The organism is Mesomycoplasma flocculare ATCC 27399 (genome assembly GCF_000815065.1).
Classification (GTDB): Bacteria; Bacillota_I; Bacilli_A; order Mycoplasmatales; family Metamycoplasmataceae; genus Mesomycoplasma; species Mesomycoplasma flocculare.
In genome coordinates this window covers 231,996-249,844 of record NZ_CP007585.1, presented here as the reverse complement: position 1 = coordinate 249,844, position 17,849 = coordinate 231,996, and the positions used below count along the sequence as shown (strand labels likewise).

11 protein-coding genes are annotated in these 17,849 nt (G+C 29.9%); 4 read left to right on the top strand and 7 right to left on the bottom strand.

Annotation, left to right across the window (positions count from 1 at the left end):
* Nucleotides 1–16: 16 nt before the first annotated feature.
* Nucleotides 17–571 (bottom strand): DUF2714 domain-containing protein, encoded by a 555-nt coding sequence (locus MYF_RS00940; RefSeq protein WP_002558010.1) that lies wholly within the window; start codon nucleotides 569–571, stop codon nucleotides 17–19.
* A 17-nt stretch (nucleotides 572–588) separates the two neighbouring features.
* The gene (locus MYF_RS00935) at nucleotides 589–2,172 is read right to left on the bottom strand and encodes an MSC_0624 family F1-like ATPase-associated membrane protein (RefSeq protein ID WP_002558009.1); all 1,584 of its coding nucleotides are present in this window, start codon (nucleotides 2,170–2,172) and stop codon (nucleotides 589–591) included.
* A 297-nt stretch (nucleotides 2,173–2,469) separates the two neighbouring features.
* Between MYF_RS00935 and MYF_RS00930 the strand changes: the two genes are divergently transcribed.
* The gene (locus MYF_RS00930) at nucleotides 2,470–3,273 is read left to right on the top strand and encodes a Cof-type HAD-IIB family hydrolase (protein ID WP_039387750.1); all 804 of its coding nucleotides are present in this window, start codon (nucleotides 2,470–2,472) and stop codon (nucleotides 3,271–3,273) included.
* 50 nt (nucleotides 3,274–3,323) lie between these two features.
* Here the strand turns inward: MYF_RS00930 and MYF_RS00925 are convergent, their stop codons facing one another.
* From MYF_RS00925 to MYF_RS00910, 4 genes are all read right to left on the bottom strand, one after another.
* Nucleotides 3,324–4,019 (bottom strand): hypothetical protein, encoded by a 696-nt coding sequence (locus MYF_RS00925; RefSeq protein ID WP_002558007.1) that lies wholly within the window; start codon nucleotides 4,017–4,019, stop codon nucleotides 3,324–3,326.
* Between the two features lie 83 nt (nucleotides 4,020–4,102).
* The gene (gene mgtE / locus MYF_RS00920; RefSeq protein WP_002558006.1) at nucleotides 4,103–5,566 is read right to left on the bottom strand and encodes a magnesium transporter; all 1,464 of its coding nucleotides are present in this window, start codon (nucleotides 5,564–5,566) and stop codon (nucleotides 4,103–4,105) included.
* Nucleotides 5,567–5,580: 14 nt separating this feature from the next.
* Complete coding sequence (locus MYF_RS00915) at nucleotides 5,581–6,189, bottom strand: diadenylate cyclase (RefSeq protein WP_002558005.1); 609 nt, start codon at nucleotides 6,187–6,189, stop codon at nucleotides 5,581–5,583.
* A 173-nt stretch (nucleotides 6,190–6,362) separates the two neighbouring features.
* Nucleotides 6,363–8,972: a hypothetical protein gene (locus MYF_RS00910; RefSeq protein ID WP_002558004.1), complete on the bottom strand. Its 2,610-nt coding sequence runs from the start codon at nucleotides 8,970–8,972 to the stop codon at nucleotides 6,363–6,365.
* Between the two features lie 379 nt (nucleotides 8,973–9,351).
* Between MYF_RS00910 and MYF_RS00905 the strand changes: the two genes are divergently transcribed.
* From MYF_RS00905 to MYF_RS00895, 3 genes are all read left to right on the top strand, one after another.
* Nucleotides 9,352–10,587 (top strand): phosphoglycerate kinase, encoded by a 1,236-nt coding sequence (locus MYF_RS00905; RefSeq protein WP_002558003.1) that lies wholly within the window; start codon nucleotides 9,352–9,354, stop codon nucleotides 10,585–10,587.
* 395 nt (nucleotides 10,588–10,982) lie between these two features.
* The gene (locus MYF_RS03540; protein ID WP_002558002.1) at nucleotides 10,983–11,219 is read left to right on the top strand and encodes a PTS sugar transporter subunit IIA; all 237 of its coding nucleotides are present in this window, start codon (nucleotides 10,983–10,985) and stop codon (nucleotides 11,217–11,219) included.
* Between the two features lie 116 nt (nucleotides 11,220–11,335).
* On the top strand, nucleotides 11,336–12,253 hold the full coding sequence (locus MYF_RS00895; protein ID WP_039387535.1) for a type I phosphomannose isomerase catalytic subunit: 918 nt from the start codon (nucleotides 11,336–11,338) through the stop codon (nucleotides 12,251–12,253).
* 114 nt (nucleotides 12,254–12,367) lie between these two features.
* Here MYF_RS00895 and MYF_RS00890 read toward each other — a convergent pair whose 3' ends face one another.
* Entirely contained in the window at nucleotides 12,368–17,830 is a 5,463-nt protein-coding gene (locus MYF_RS00890; protein WP_039387533.1) for a P97 family adhesin, read from the bottom strand.
* Nucleotides 17,831–17,849 lie beyond the last annotated feature (19 nt).

Below are 17,849 nucleotides of genomic sequence, written 5' to 3'. Positions count from 1 at the left end.
TGATAGCTTTCAAAAATTAAGATTTTTTTATTTTTCTTTCTTGTCCAGTTTGTTCATCAAAACTAGAAACTAGTGAAACCTCGCTAAAAATAACTTTAAGTGTGCGAGTTTGGGGATCGTTAAAAACTATGCAACCTTCAACTACCTCAACAAATCGGTTTTTGTTTGTAATAAAATCTCAAGCAAGCGTGTTTAGATTAGCAAGAATTGTCGAAAACCGCGCATCGGCACTATCAGAAAAGAAATTACTTGCCATTACATTCGAAGATTCTTTTTGGATAATAATTGGAACAAGACTTTTTGAACCAAAGCGTGATGATTTCTGCCAAGAAATTACAAAATTTTTAAATACTAATTCAGTTGTCGCCTTGTAGGCGCTCACCACTTTTTGTTGGTATTTTGCTCGCAATGACGACTTTGCTTTTTGTGATGAGACAAGCAAAGTTAAATTCATTAGCGCATCAAAACTAATAAAATTTGGGTGATTTATTAAATCATAATAGTCACGAAATTCGGTCTTATTGTCAATAGCAGTTGAGTTTGCTACTTGTTTTGTTCCAAAAATTTTCATAATTAACTCCTAATTTTTTAAGTTTTTGTCTTTGAAGTTTTAAATTCTGGTTTTGTGATTTGTGAATTATTAACAGTTTTTTCAGTTAGCGGTAATTTTTCCATTTGTTCTGGTCTTTTTGTTGTTAGTATTAAAGCATTTTTTCCAATTTCAAGGAATAAATTCGCTAAAACAAAAACACTGATTAAAACACTAAGAATTCCAAAAAAATAAAAACTGTAATCAATATAAAAAGTTGATACCAAAGCTTGTGAATAATCTTTTTCCTCAATTTTTGCGACTTTATCAGTATAAATGTTAATATTTGATAAGTAAATAAAAGTAAAAATAATATATAAACTAAGAAAAAAACCGATTAATAACTTTAATCAAAGCGGAATTTCCGCTTTGATTTTTATAAATAATAAATAAACGATAATAAAAAACACAATCTGACTTAAATTTATTCAAATAGTGCCAAAAATTTCATAACTTAAATAAGAAACGACAAAACTAGTAATAAAAGATAGCAAAAGGAAAAATGCAAAAAAACTTAAGTGATAATCTTTTATTTTCCTTTTTAAATTAGTAAAATTTAAAATAAAATAAGACACTAACAAAAGAAAATGAATTAAAATACCGATTGTTGTTGGCAAATAATTTGATTTTAAATTATTTCCAAAAGGTAAAAATTGAACAAAATTTATTGTTGCATAAATATTAATATAAATACAGTAAATAAAAATTGCAAAAATTGCCAAAATTAATATTGAAAGGCTTGAAACAGATTTTTTTAATCTAATCAAACTTTGACGATAAAAATAAATTTGTGGGCTAAAATATAGCAAAGCCAAAATAATTGCAGATACTAAAATCGCAATTAAAATTAAGGAATTATTAACTTTCCCAACTTCAGCAATGAAAGTATAAAGTCAATTTGCAACTGGATTATCATAACTTACAGTTGAAATACCATCATCCTCTGAACCTGAAAAAACCATCATCGCAAAAAGACCAAAAAAAATTCCAAAAATAACAATCGCTGATGTAAGACTAAGATGTCGAAAAATAAACATTTTTTTATAATCAAAATTAATCTTATCATTTTTTCGCCCAATTCAGATTCACAGAAAATAATCAAAAAAAATTAAAACAAAAATTTGCGCAGAAAACAAGAAAATATAAGTTCACTCTGTTGTAAGCCAGGCAAAATAAATAATAATATTAACTAAAAAAAGACCAAAAAAGATCAACAAAACAAGATATTTTTGCAACTTTTGTTTTATGCGGAGGAATTTTATCCCTTTTAATAAAAAGGAAATGCTAAAAAACAAAAGCAAAACTGATCTTGTTATTCTTGATGCAACAAATTCACGAATATAATCTTCAATTGGATTAAAAAAAGTGGAAATACTTGAAATACTTGAAACTGGCGAATTTGTTGGATCAATATTTGAAATATTAAAAAATGATCTTGGTGAATCAAAAAAAACAGCCAAACACAAACCAACTAATAACAAAACAATTAAAGCACGTCAAAAATCCTGCACCAAGTGTTTTTTGCTTATTTTTGCAGGTTTTGGATTTATATGGGGAACTTTTAGTGCCAATTTTACTGCCATCACCGTCTCCTTTCGCTTTCTAACTTGGATTAATTATAGCTTTTTTTTTTTTTTTAGAAGAAAAAAAGTGGCATAAAAAACTGGATAACAAAAAAGTCTTTGAAAAAGTACATTTTTTTTTTTTTTTTTTTCAATTTTGAAAAACAAAAAATTTAAAAACTAATAACAAAATTAGCGGCACTAAAAAGTAATTTTTTGTGTCTCCATAATAAAAACACAATTCAAAATTGTTTATTTTGCAAAGTAAAGACGAAAAATATTTCTTTTTTAGTTAAATATCCTTATAATTTTTACGAAATGAAAAAAAAATTAATCTTTAGCGACATCGATGGTACTTTATATTGCTCAGATTTTGAAATTTCCCGGGAAACTAACGAGTATATAAAAAAGAACAAGGATAATTTTATCCTTGTTCTTAACACTGGCAATCCGTTAAGCTCACGAATTTATCAAGTTGCCAAAAGCTTAGAAATTAAATATCTGATCACATCAAATGGGGCTTTATTCTCTGATCTTGAAAGTGAAAATCATCAACTAATTAACGGTACAATTTCAATTGAATCACAAAAATTCGTCTTTGAAATTGCCAAAAAATTAGATATGCAACTAAATTTTTGAAATAAGGAAAAATATTTCAGTTTTAATACAAAACCGCAATATTGAACTTTTTTTTCCTATCCCCACCTTAATCCAGAAAAAGAGGTTGTTTTTACTGATTCTGTCCAAGAAAATGTAATTAAATTAGAGCTTATAGGAACGCAGTCCCAAATTGAAAAAGCTTATAAAATACTTGAAAAAAATCAGGATTTAGAGGCGATTCTAATTAAAAATCTAAGTATTGAAATTAGTAAAAAAGGAACAAATAAGGGAAATGCTATTGAATTTGTTTGCAAACTTTTTGGCTATGAACAAAATGAGGTAATGACAATTGGCGATAGCGCTAATGATCTTTCAATGCTTGAAAGAACAAAATTTTCCTATGCAATGGCAAATAGTAATGATCTTGTCAAAAAAGTTGCAAAACTAAATACAAGTGCCTGTGATCAAGACGGTTTAATTTATGCAATTAAAGATTATTTATATCGCAAAAAATTTGACTAATTTTAATATTTTCTTTTAAAATATTAATAAAAAACCTTCAAAATCGTATCTTAAATTCAGTTGATTTTGAAGGTTTTTTCAATTTTCCGCTGTTGGCTTAACTGATAAAAGTAAACAAAAAGTTGTGAAACTGCGATTATGAATCCAATAATTTGGAAAATGAGCGCTGATAGATAATTTGAGTTTTCTTCAACCAACAGTTTTAAAAATTCATAAATTATTCAAAAAATGTTTAAAAGTGTTAAATTCAATAAGAAAGTTAAGGGAATAAATTTTATTGTTTTTTGTTTTATCCCTAATAAAGTTTGCGGTAAAAAAGCAATATTTACGCAAAAACCGGCAATAATTCCAATATAAGTTGCCCCCGGCGCCATTTTACCTGCTGGAATTGTTTTTGCAAAATAAAAAATCAAAGTTAATAAAATTAGAAAATAAATTATTATACCAAGACCGATAAATGCAAGATTTTGCTTGGTTTTTTCACTTTTTTTGATTAGAAAAGTATAATATTGTACCAAAAAAGTTATCGTTATAAGTCCACAAAAAACTTGGGTAATTATAAGGGGAAAATCATTCAAAGCTAAACCAAGCAAAGCAAAGGCAAGAATTCCAATATAGTAAATTCACCAACTAAGAAGCGAAACCTTCGGCGGAATTTTTGTTTTAAAAGTATTTATTACAAGCGGGAGACCAACTATGGCAGTCAAGAATGCGGCAATATAGCCAATTATTTCAATATAAAGCATTTTTCCAATCCAATTAAAAAATATTAAATTATGAAATTTATTTCATAATTTTATTAATTAATAAATTTTCTGAAATTTATTAATTAAATTATTAGAAACACAACAATCGTAATACCAAAAAAAATTAAAGTTGCGACAGAATCAGTTACAGTTGCCAAAATTGGTGCGGACATCACAGCCGGATCACGTTTGATTCTTTTTGCTAACATCGGAATTAAAGTTCCAAGAATTTTTGAAAAAATAATTACAAATAATAAAGAAAGCGATGAGGCAAAGGAAATTAGCAAAATATAATCACGAACAGTGAGATTCGAAATTGAATTTTCGAGAATTTTACCATTTTGAATATCGCCTGTTAGTGTAAAATAAACTACTAGTCTTAAAAAATTAAGCACCATCAAAATTGTACCAATTACAAAGCCGACGCTCACTTCTTTTAGTAAAACTTTCGAAATAAAATTTGTGCGCGAGACTTCTTTTAAAGAAATTGCGCGCACAATTGTAGTTGCTGATTGTGAACCGGCATTGCCAGCAGATCCAGAAATTACCGGAATCATTGAAACAATTGTGGTAATAAAACTAGACAAGCCAATTGATTTAATTGTGTTATTTTGGCTGATTGCATTAGTAAATTCTTGGATAATAAACTGGGATAAACTAGAACCAAACATTAAAATAATTAGTCAAAAAATCCTTGATTTTACCAGTTTTTTTAAACTAGTTTTAATATAGGAATCATCAACTTCTTGGGGCAAAATCCCTGCTAGTTTGTAAATATCGCTTGTTGCTTTTTCTTTTACAATATCGATTATATTATCACTTGTGACCATGCCAATTAATCTTTGGGCGGTATTAACAACAGGCAAAACGGAAAAATCATTTTTAGCAAAAACTTCGGCAGCATGTTCTTTTTTATCGGTTGTAACCAAAAAAGGAACTTGAAAAATAATTTTATCAATTTTAAGCTGCGGATCAGAAAACACTATATCTTCTAAAGTGGTCGCGCCGATTATTCTTTTTTGCTTATCAACAACATAATAATAATGCACTAACTCGGAAATGTCTTTATATTGCCTAATTTTTTCAAGTGCTTGCATACATGTAAATTCATTTGAAAGATAAACAATATCAACCGACATAAAAGAGCCGATTTGATCATCGCTGTATTGCAAAAGTTGGTTAACTTGCTTACGGGTATCCGTATCAATGTTGCGTAAAATTCGTTTTGCCACATTATCAGGAACCTCATCAAGAAGTTCAACAATTTCATCTACATAAAGTTCATCAAGTAATTTGCTTATCATTTCATTTGGCAAACTCTTAACTAATTTTGTCTGAATTTCAGGAGAAAAATAGGTGAAAATCTCTCCTGCTGTTGCAGTATCTAACATTCGAAAAAACAAAATTCGTTGAAACTGATTAAATTGTGAAACTTCTTCGGCGATTTCAGAAAGTGGTTTTTGTTTTGTATAATTGCGAACTTGATTAATTTTTTTCCCATTTACTAACTCGACTAACAAAGAATTTTTTGTTTGTAAATCTAGCATTTTTTTCTAATTATTTATTTATTTATATTAGCTTGGGTTGAATTTAGTTCTTTTGTTAAAATTTCGGCAAACGAATCGATATTAGTAATTTTGAAAAAATTAGCATCACGGGCAATTATAACATCACCACTTTGTTCGGATACCACAATTGTTATCGCATCCGAGACCTCTGAAATTCCTAAAGCTGCCCGATGTCGGGCGCCATACCGATCTTCAAGAGTCGTTTCTGATACCGAAAAATAAGTTGATGCATACGAAATTCTATCATCAACTATAATTACAGCTCCATCATGTAGTGGCGAATTTTTATGAAAAATCGCTATTAAAAGCGAAGAATTTATCATCGAATCAATTTTAACCCCATCAGTTCGGAGACTATCAAGAAGCGTGTTTCTTTGCAAAGTAATAATTGCGCCGATTTTGTTTTTTGAAAGGTGTTTAACTGCAAAAAAAAGTTCGTAAACTATTTTTCTTTGTGTTGAAATTCCTAAGTCAAGAAAACTGCGACTTACTTTGTTTTTATGCAAAGTTTTAATATGATTAAATATAAAAAAAACCGCAAAAATAAGGGCTAACAATAAAGTTAGTACCCCAATTGCTAAAATTGCAATATCCAAATTCATCGCCTTTTCCTTTTAGTTTCTCTCCAAAACAAATGCAAACAATTTACTATTGAAATTATATATTAAATTGGATTTATTCAAAACAATTTATTTTTCTAGTTCGTTTTTCGAAGTAAAAATATCCAAATCTTGTTTTTTTATAGAAAAATATTAAAAAATAACGGAATTTATAGCTAAACTAACCCGGCTCCGTGAAGAATAAACATGATAACAACAACAAGAAGAACAGCAATTACTGCAAATAGTAAAAACCATAAAACATACGAAGGCAGACCCCAAATTGTTGACTTCTCGGTGGCAACGATAATAATTTCTTCATCATCATCAACACTTGAAGTCGTTGCTGCAATTACTCGTGTAGCTTCATCAACGCTAAGATTTCCAGTTCCAATCGAAATGCCACCACTTACCTGAGCATTATAACCGCCATATCCACGTTTTGTATTAAATAGCTCATAATCAACGATTGTGTTATGTTCGGCCATATTTTGATCACGTAAGGCTTGATAGACAATTCCTTGAAATAACGGAATAATTGCGGGAAATTTGTCTAAAGGATAATTTTTAATTCCAAGATAATAAGGATATATTTTAACTCAAGAATAATCAAGAACAATTTCAACTACTTCTGGAACTGTGTTATGTGCGATAATTTTTCCATGAGTTAGCAATGAAAGCGGATTTATATGAACAAAATCAGCAGAATGAGTTTCAAAATTTATAATTGCTAGAAGATAATCAATTGAAAGATTTTTCTTAGCAAAAAGATAACCACAAGCGGGACAATTTTTGGCCTCAAGTAAAAAAGCCCGGTATTTTAGACAGAATTTACAAAAATAAACATGCGAACATGAAAGACAATTTTCATTATAGCTAGGTTTTTCCTCAATTTTAAAAGCCGGTTTTAATAAAGTTTGTGATTCAAAATAAGGATAATAAGAAAGTTGATAAATTTTTTCATCAATATCAATATTTTTTTGCGCTAATAAGTTTTTGCAAGCAGGGCAATTTTTTACCTCACGATAAAAAGTGGCTAATTTTAGACATTTCGGACAAGAAAAATTGTGATTACAAGTTAAGCAAGGAGAATTATAAGTTAGCTGGTTATTGAAAAAATGATTTGTTTGATAATCATTTACTGCTAATTCCTTTAATTTAGTTTCAAAATCAAAATTTTTGCCTTTAAATCGGGCAAGACAAGTAGAACAATTTTTAGCTTCCAGTAAAAAAGTACGGTATTTCTGACATCATTGGCAACTTGCATTATGGGTGCAAGCAGGGCAATTGCTAATTAAATTAGGATAAGAAGGATGTGATAATTCGAAGATTTTTTGGTCAAGATTAATATTTTTTGCAAAAATTAACTCTTTACATTTAACACAATCTTTTGCTTCTAATAAATAAGCACGATATTTCTGGCATCAAGAACAAAGTGCGTTATGAGTACAAGTTTTGCAGATTTGTGAAGAAATTTTTACCTGATTTTGAGCTAAATTATTTGAAAAACGGAGTTCAAATAATTTAGTTTCAAAATCAAAATTTTTGCCTTTAAATCGGGCAAGACAAGTAGAACAATTTTTAGCTTCCAGTAAAAAAGTACGGTATTTCTGACATCATTGGCAACTTGCATTATGGGTGCAAGCAGGGCAAAAATTTTTTTCTGATTCCGAACTAAAAAAAGGGGGACAATCACAAAATTCAGAATGGTCATTATCTTGATTTACGCCAACATAAGCTTCATTCGAAGGACTATCAAGACCATATGCATCAAGAAGTTCGCCCTCAATTATATCATATTTTTCATCATCAAATTTTAATTTCTTTTTCTCTTTTAACGCTTTTTCTCTCTTTTTTCTTTCTTCGCGTTCTTGTTTTAGCGATTTTCATATAAGTATTGTGTTTGCTATTCTTGCTTTTTTCAAAAGTTTTTCATCGTATTCATCAGAAAGTCGCTCATTAAAAATAATTTGTTGGGGGGATCTTACTTCGTTATCTTCTTCTGCAAATCTTCTTCTTATTTCAAATAATTCCTGAAGTTCTCTAATCTCTTCATTTTCATCAATTTCGTCATCTTCTTCTAAATCGCCTTTTGGGATATCAACAATAAATTCTTTGGTTTTTTGCAAGTTTTTTTTAGCTAAATTTTTAACTTCAAGATTATCTTTCGTTTTCAAGCTGCTCGTATTTGAAAGACTTTTTTGCTTTTTAGAATCAGAAACTTCAAGTTCTATAAGATTACAAGGACATTCTTGACTTTTAATTTCTTCTTGATTGTTTTTATCACAAACTGAGCAATTAATTATTTCATCACTCTCATTTTTGCTAATAAAATAGAGAATTTCTTCAAGCGATTTTTCGTTTTCATTGTCAATGTCAGTTAATTCTGCTTGCTTTTGTTTATTTTTACTGGTTTTTAAGGGATTTTTTTCTTTTGAAACAACACTAATACCCTTAATGCCTTTTTTTGCAACAAATTTAAAATTCTCATCTGTTTCGCTATCTTGAAATAACTTTGTTATAAATTCTTCTTTTTGGGACTGACTAAGTGATTTGAAATTAATAGTTAAGGGAAAAGAAATAACGGGCCCAAACTTATTGTTACGCAAAACTCAAAGTCGCACCGGTGTTTTAAGGCTTTCGATTTTAAGAAAAACGTCAGCAAGCGAATTAAAAAGGCCAACAGTTTCTTTTGAAAATTTAAGACGATAATAGCAGTCTTTTTCTTTGTGAAATTCATCACAAATTTCCGTTAGATAAAATCTTAAAGTTTTGTTTTTGTTCATTTTCTTAGCGACTTCTTTGGATTTTAATATTTCTAAATTTCTAAAAATAATTTAAATTATAGTATAAAATTAAGAATTATATGATAAAAAAAAATAAAATTTCGCATCTCGTTTCGCATAAAATCTATTCTAATTTTACCATAAAACAAATAAAAATAACGCCAATTTATTTGAAAAATTTTCTAATTTTGGTATTTTTTATTTTTAGCCACATTTTTTTAGCTTCAATTTTAAAATTTTACCTAAATTTTAAGTAATTTTTAAAAATTTAGTCAAATTTATTTAAGCCATTTTTAATTTTTAAAGCAGAACGATTTAATAGTTTATAATATAATACAAAAAACACTATATTTAAACTATTTTATTTAAAAGGATAAAAATGATACCAACCTATAAAAATAAAAAATTTATTGATGAGATTAATTTTTTTGACAAAATTGTGCTTTTACGCGTTGATTTTAATGTGCCAATTTTAAATGGGCATATAACATCAACAAAACGAATTATCGCGAGTCTTAAAACTATTAAAAAAATCACTAATGATGGCGGTAGATTAGTGATTTTATCTCATCTTGGACGTATTAAAACCAAAGATGATCTTGAAAAAAAATCACTACGTCTTGTTGCTGAAAAATTAGAACAAATTTCTGGTTTAGATATTAAATTTATCCCTTATAACCGCGGACAAGAAGTCGAAAATGCAATTCAAAAACTAGAAAATGGACAAATTTTGCTCCTTGAAAATACAAGATTTCAAGATCTAAATAACAAAGCTGAATCAAAAAACGACCCTGAATTAGGTAAGTATTGAGCCTCACTTGGTGATATTTTTATCAACGATGCCTTCGGAACTTTACATCGCGCTCATGCCTCAAATGTTGGAATTGCAACATATATCCAAGAATCAGGAATTGGTTATTTAGTAAAAGAAGAATTAGATTCACTTTCAAAACTAATTTTCGCCCCAAAAAAACCTTTTTATGCAATTATTGGTGGGGCGAAAATATCCGATAAAATCGGCATAATTTCCACTTTATTAGAAAAAGCTGATAAAGTTCTAATCGGCGGTGGCATGGGTTATACTTTCAAAAAAGCACTAGGTTATAAAATTGGCCTTTCAATTTGCGAAGATGATAAACTCAAACTTGCATTAGATTTAATGCAAAAATATCCTGATAAATTAGTTTTACCACTTGATGCTGCCCTAGCTCCTGAATTTAAAGATGTAGAGCCAATTTATAATGAAGAAAATCCTTTAGAAATTCCCGATCATTTAGAAGGAATGGATATTGGGCCTTTGACAATCAAATTATTCGAAGATCAACTAAAAGATGCAAAAACAGTGTTATGAAATGGGACTTTAGGTGTTGCCGAATTTAAAAATTTCGCTAATGGAACAAGGGAAGTTGCCAAAATTATTGCAAAAATTCCTAATTGTTATAGCGTCATTGGCGGTGGAGATTCAGTTGCTGCAATCGAAGCCGAAAATCTTACAAAATCATTTTCCCATATTTCAACTGGCGGAGGCGCTTCAATTAGTTTTATTGAAAAAGGCGATTTAATTGGCCTTGGACCAATTCAGGAAAAAGATGATAATAAACCAAAAACACTATAAATTTATAGTGTTTTTTTAAAAAATATTAGGCTTTGTCGTTAATATTTTTATCTATGAAACTTTTTTCATTTTTTCATATTTATGATAAAAAATGAAAAAAGTTTCATCATAAAGTTCAATTTTTATATTGAAAAAGTTATTTAAAACCCAAAAAATAGTTTTGAAATTAGCCTAAAAAAAACGTAAAACATTATTTTTTATAATTGTTAATTAAATTGTCTGATGCTATTACAATAAACATAAAAAAATTGAGATTAAAAAAAAAAAAAAAATGAATCTCTAAACGTGTTTTGAATTATAATAAATTTAGAAAAATTTTTCATTTTAATTAGGTTTTTTATTGCATAAGCGATCAGTTAACTGTGATATAATTTAAATAAAGAAAGAAAGCAAATATGAAAGTTTTTGAAAAAAATTTTATTTTTTTGCAAGAACATTTAAAAACAAAAAACGAAGTGTTTAATTTTATTGTAAAACAGGCAAAATTGCTAAAAATTGTAGCCAATAAAAATCAAATTATTGAAGATTTACAAAACCGTGAAACACAAATATTTAAAACAAAGAAAATTATGCTAATACAAAAAAGTTTGTGAAATTACATCATGCACAGTCAGTATTACATATCTATCTAGCCGCTAAAAAATTAGAAACCGAACTTAAAACAGAGTGTGGTTATTTTCCAAAAACAGAAACTCGCGACTTGGTTATTTCTAAATGTTTTTAATAAAAAATTAAAACAGGCAAAATAATGAAAAAATACCTTTTTTTCCTAAAACCTTATCTTAAAGAAACAATTTGAGCCGGTAATAGGCTCAAAAAACACTTAAAAACTAGTAGAAAAATTGGTGAAGCCTGACTAATTTCGGCTTACAAAAACGCTGAATCAGTTATTGACAATTTACCTTTATCGAAATTTTATCAAAAAAATCCTGATTTTTTTAAAAATTACCCAAAAAAAATTTACCCTAATTTGCTTAAAATTATTGACGCTGGTAAAAAACTAAGTTTACAAGTTCATCCTGATGATAAAATGGCACAAAATTTTAACAGTTTAGGTAAAGACGAGGCTTGGTTTGTAATTGCTGAGAGTAAAAACCCTTTTATAATTGGCGCAAAGTCAGATAATTTTATTAGTGAAATTGGTAAAATAAATAAAGAGAATTTGCTAAATTTTACTAATTTACATAATTTAGCAAGGGGAGATCTCGCTTATATTAGCGCGGGAATTATTCATTCAATTCCAGAAGGCGCGCTTGTTTTTGAAATACAACAAAACAGTGATTTAACTTTTCGCATTTATGATTTTGACCGGTATGACCTTAACGGAAAAAAAAGGGAACTTCACCTTGATTTAGCAATAAAAGCAACAAAAGCTAAGCTAAAACCTTTGATTGTTAAAAAAAACACAGAAAAACAACAAGTTTTAATAAAAAACAAGTTTTTTAATTTAAAAAGAGTATCAATTAATTCAGTTTTTAGTTTATTACCAGATTCTAATGTTTTTTGGTTTGAGATTATTATAATTTCAGGCGAAGGTAGAGTTGAGGGTTTTTGTTTTAAAACTTTTGATGCAATATTAATTAGCGGACAAATTAAAAAAGTTATTCGCTTTTTTGCAAAAAATGCAATAATTTTAGTTAACGAAATTAGAGAAAATAACTTCTAATATTATAATAAATTTTCGCAAAAGAAAAAACCCGAAATTTTAAATTAACGGGTTTTTTTAAACTTTTAAGAATACTAGGGTTTTTAAAAACCGCTACAAGATTATAATGATTGACTATTCAACAACCTTTTTTGAAATATTAAACTCTTTAAAGACATTATCAAAAGCGTTATTGGTAAGAGCTATTGTTTTTACTTTATCAAAAGTACTGATATTCTTTGGATCAGAAGAATCCCCGGTTCCGGCATAAAAATCGTAGATAACGGATGAGTTTATCACCGGTAACCATAACATTTGTTGACTTGTTACTTGAAGAACGCCGACAAACCTTATATTTGATGTAAACATTTCTCTAGGAATTGTTACTTTAAATTTAATTCATTTATTTTTATCGTTTTTATCGTTTTGCTGTTGTTGGTCTACCCGAAGCATTGCTAACTGATTTTCATCATTTTGAAATACTAATCTTCAATCTCCTTTTTTAAGATAGACATCGTATTTAGTAAGGGGGATTGGCGCGTTTGTGGTTAACACAAACGTTCTAGATTTACGATTAAATCTAGATTTTAATGCTTGTAAAGTAAAACCTTGTTTTATTTTAGTTCATTGTGGGGTATTATTAGAAGAAGAAGAAGTGGGTGTTTGTTTGCTTTTATTAAAAGTTGGTAAGAGAAAAAGTTCTTTTGAATTTTGGATGTTTGGCCATCATCTGGTAATGTTTGGGGCTATAAGTTTTTTATTTTCACTAATTTCTTTATAATCCTTAATTAGCACTTGATCAATATTAGCGCTTATTATATTTGGTTGGGCTGCAATTACTTCTTTTGGATACCAGAATGTTAAATAAGCTGTCCCTCAACTTGCGTAATTATTGTTAATTTGCCTTGCGATAACATTTTTAAGTTTGGACCTACTATCGGGTTTGCGAAATAAATTTGTGACAAAATCACTTGAATTATATAAAGTTACTCTTCAAGGTTGGTTAAGAATAAGATTTAAATAATTATCTGGAAGCTCTTGCTTATTGCCTTGCAGCGGTTGTTGATCTGGGTGGATGTTTGTTCAGCCTTTTGCGATTTTTTGCTTTTCGTTGGCTTCGTAACTTTTATATAAATCATAAGACGCTAGGAGTTTTTCCTCACCTTTTCGCGCGGTTGAATCTTTGATTGACGCTAACTCGTTAGCGGGGTCGAATATTTTAACAGATAATCCTCATTTGTTTGCATATTCGGTATTTCTTAAAGCCAAAGCATCAATAAAATCTTTACCATTATTACTCTGTTTTGAGGGTTTGGTGGTACTGATTTCATTTTGTTTTCCGGAATAATTATCATAACCTGTTGTTCAGGGGACCCCAACTGCCCGCTCAACTATATATTTTGGCTTTATCATTAGATACTTTTCGTTTTGTTTTTTGCCATTTTCTTTAATGGAGATGAGCGAGATATTAAAATCAGCGCTTTGAACTTGCGGGTTTATTCCCTTTACAAACTGCTCTTTGACTTTTTCATAAAGAGCTTTATTGCTATTTCAAATTAAAAAGGGGTTATAATTCCCAAATGTTATTGGAGCATTTATTAGCCGCTTTAGGTTATTAGTCCAGAGGTCGAATTCAAGCTTTGTACCATTGACTACATTAATATTTTTGATTTTTATATTTGTTTCGGGATTTGCTTGATTATTTAATGAAAGTCTGTGAATTCGCGTCAATGGGTTCAAAATAGCATATTTAGTTGCAACTTCAATAGCCTGTCTTTCTTTTTCTTTTCGAATTACATTTGTTAACACTTTTCCTTGCTGCAGTTCCACTTCTTTGGTTGTTTGCACTAGCGGAGTTAAATTAAGCACTTGTTGGTGGATAACTAGCGGAATTTTTGCTAACCATTCGCTTTTTACGTGCCCGTTTGCATCTAAAGGTATTTTTTCTTTGAATTCAAGACTAAACTTAGTGGTTGCTGCTAGGGGATTAGCAGGATTATAGACCTTATCCCAGGTAGTGTTAAAAACCTTAGGTTCGGCGGCAAACTCTGGAGCCTCTTCGATAGTTGTACTAATAAGCAAAGTTATTGACTCATCAGATAAAACTTTATTGGTTGTGTTATTCTCATTAATATTTTTAGCTAACTTAAATTCGACTTTAAAACTTGTTTCATTAATACGGGAAACGCTAACAATTTCAAATTCGACATTCGCATCTGTTTGCTGATAGTATTGGATAAACTCACTTCCAAGTAAAATTGCAAGTTTTTGCTTTAATATTTTAGCTTCTTTATCAACACTTTCTGACTGGGAAGCCTGTGTATCTGTTGTTTTACCACCAAGGGCTTTTTCTTCTTGGAATTCAGTTGCAAAAAATGGACTTACTAGGCCAGACCCGAAAGTTGAGACATTAACATTTTGGGGTTTTGGTTTCTCAGAATTTTGGTTTTCGTTTGGGATTAAACTATTTGTTAGTTTACCTTCAAACCAATCCTGCTCAGGAGCGCTTTCAATTTGGGGCATTTCCGGTTTTCTGATTGGATCATGCACCCAAATTGTGGTATCATCTTTTGGTTTTTCCTCATCTTGTTTTATCACAGCAGTTTTTGTTTTTTCCACAAGAGAATTTGCAAGGTTTTGGAATACGCCAAATTTTTCAGGATCTAAAGAAAAACTTTGCAGCCCTAAAGGAGCATTAGCAAGCGCTTCATTTAACTCGCGTTTCACCCGAACTTGTTCGAGAGAAGCCCCAGAAACTTGCAAATAAATTGTGCGAGATGAAGATTTGATTACATCGGGGTTGAATTTACCCGCATTATCGTCAAAGCCAATTGCATAATGGAATTTTAAAGCATAAACATTGTCATTTAGTTTGTCTTCCTTCTTTTCGGGAAGTAGTGGTGCCTCGCTTTTTTCAAATACAATTGCTGGTTTTGCTCCACTTTGTTGGTAATTATTTCAGTTATTTGCAAGCGCCGCAGAAGAATAAAAAGCAAATAGTAAATCTTGCAAATTATCTATCGCAGCAAAAGCCTTGTCATTAAAAAATGATTCACGTTTGCCCAAAGAAAATTTGATAGTATCTTTTTGGTTTATATTTCTTTGTAACTCTTTTAAAATTATTTGTTGGAATTGAGCTGCTCCTGTACCCTTGTTTGAATTCGGAAATATTTTTTGGGCGACTAACATAGGGAGGTTTTGCAATTGCTCGCGATTGCTAAGGTTTTTACCTTTAAGCTGGCTAACCAGTTCATTAATTCAGTTAGAACTAGATTGTGGTTCATCATTTCATTGAATTATACCCGAACTTGGGACTTGAATCCGCGCCGGTAAAAAGATTGGAAAACTCTCGCTTGAGGAGTTTGTCTCAGTTCCATAATTGTTAAAATCTAAAAGTCTTAATTTAAATTGACTCTGCCCGGCTGAAGCCTTAGCAGTATTTTTACTAAAAGGTGTTTTGATTTTAACATTTTTAAGATCATCTAGATTAAAATCGTTAGGTAAATTTTCCCAATTTGTAAATTCTAGCCCAATTTTCTGCCCTAATTTTACTAGCTGCGAAATTGTGTCTTTAGGATTAAGTGATAATAAATAACGATAATACCCATAAAGCGATTGTTTATTTGGAAATACGGCGGAAAAAGAAGAATAAATTTGCGAATAAAGATTTGTATCAGTATCATCAAGGACAAAATTTGCCTTGGCAATATCTTGCTCACTTGGAATTTGAATATTATTATTAAATAATTGATCTTTTAGCCTTAATTGCACATTATAAGTTAAAGGATCTGAAATTAGCATTGCTAATTTTGCATAATTTTTTTCTTTAATAAGCTCATCAATTTCTGATTTTGCAAGGAGATATTTATCTTGGTTAGCAGCAATTTTATAAGGGTTTTTAGCACTTTGGCCTAAAGGCGAACTTTGTAAATTTTGTTCTACTGCTTGGTATTGAATTGGTGAATTTTGGGGATTTGCAAAGTCAATTTCCTCTTCTTCTTCGTCTTCTTGGTTTTGTAAATCTTGCGCTTGTTGGCTATTCGGTTTTTTTCCTGCTGCTAGCGCTTTTGCTTGATCTTCTTTGGCTTTTTTAAGCTCTTCGTAAACTTCCGGGTATAAAACCCCAAAAGCTTTTTCAATTGTAACATCGCGGAAATTGTCTAATTTAAAAGAAACAACCTTTTCCAAAACCGGCTTTACTTGAGCTCCTGAATCGCCGAATATTGATGATTTTAGCACGATTTTTACTGGGATTTCGATAAATAGTTTTTTCGAAACTGAATTTTGCTTGATTTTGGCTGCTGTCATTAAAAAATCATAATCTAAATGTTGACTTAGATCGTCAAATAATAAATCATATTTTCCAAAAGAAAAAGTTAACCCGCGAACTAAAGAAGCATTAATTAATTCCTTAATCAGCTCTGGCTTTGTTAGCAACTCCTGCATTTGTGAATAAAAACTAAGAGCATCATAAGAATATAAAGAATATTTAGCTAAAGTTTTATCGGCGCTAAACCGACGAGCTTCATCCCGTGCTTTTAAACTATCAAGTGATTCAGGTAGTTTTTGAAGTTGACTATTATTACCAACGCTATAATAATCGGAAATATCCAATAAATTAACATCTAATTGGGTTCTTAGATCATTTTCATCTGCAAACAGTGTTTTATTATCACGAGTTTTAAGATCGATACTTGTAATAAAGCTTTCATCTTTATTTTTGTAGTCTTTTAAAGCAGATTTGGCTTGTTGTCTAAACTCAGTTTTTACATAAAGTCTTACAGTTTTAAGCCCAGTATTTATTTGGCTTGCATATTCTTTTTCATTTTGAGGGTTTCGAACAAAAGAATAAATAAAAGGTTCAGTTAAATTTCCTTTGGCAAAACTAAAATCTCTTGCTTGCAAACGAATATTTGCTTTTAGCGCCTCAATATCGAAAAACTGGTTAAGATAAGATATGAGCTCTTCTTCTGTTTTAAATTCATTAAGTTTTTTAGCAAAATCACTTGCGCGGGTAAGGGCAAGCGGTTTTACTGAAGCCGAAGAAAAATTTGTAAGTGGGTATTGGACCAAATTAGCCAAATTATTATCAACGATATAAGAAAATTGCGCCAGCGCAGCTTTTGGGGCATCGACTGGTAAAAGATAAATAAATTTAGAAGCCGATTGGGCGATATTCCCATCAGGAAGCGTTTCTTTTAGGTAAAAAGAAAGGCGAAATCTTTTTTTATCATCTTCTGCAACAAAATCCTTAATTACCACTTGATATTTTTTTGGAATATTTAAAACAGTTCTACCATTATTTGTCAGAAAATCGAATTTGGATGCAAAATCGGCAAAAGCAGAGCTTGTACCGTTGAAAGTTTTACCATTTAAAAGTGCGTTTTTAACACTTTGATAATCACTTGTAAAACTAGCAACTGAAGGTTTAAACGCAACTGAATCAATCAAGCCTAATTGAGATATTACCCCTTGTGTTGGATTAACGCCACGATATTTAACTTTAGATGCAAGCCCAGCAACTGTGCCAAAAACGGTTGAACCAATAAGAATTGCCGCTGCAGAACCGATTATTATTGATGATTTTTTGTTTTTCATAAAAACCTCCAGGTTTTTT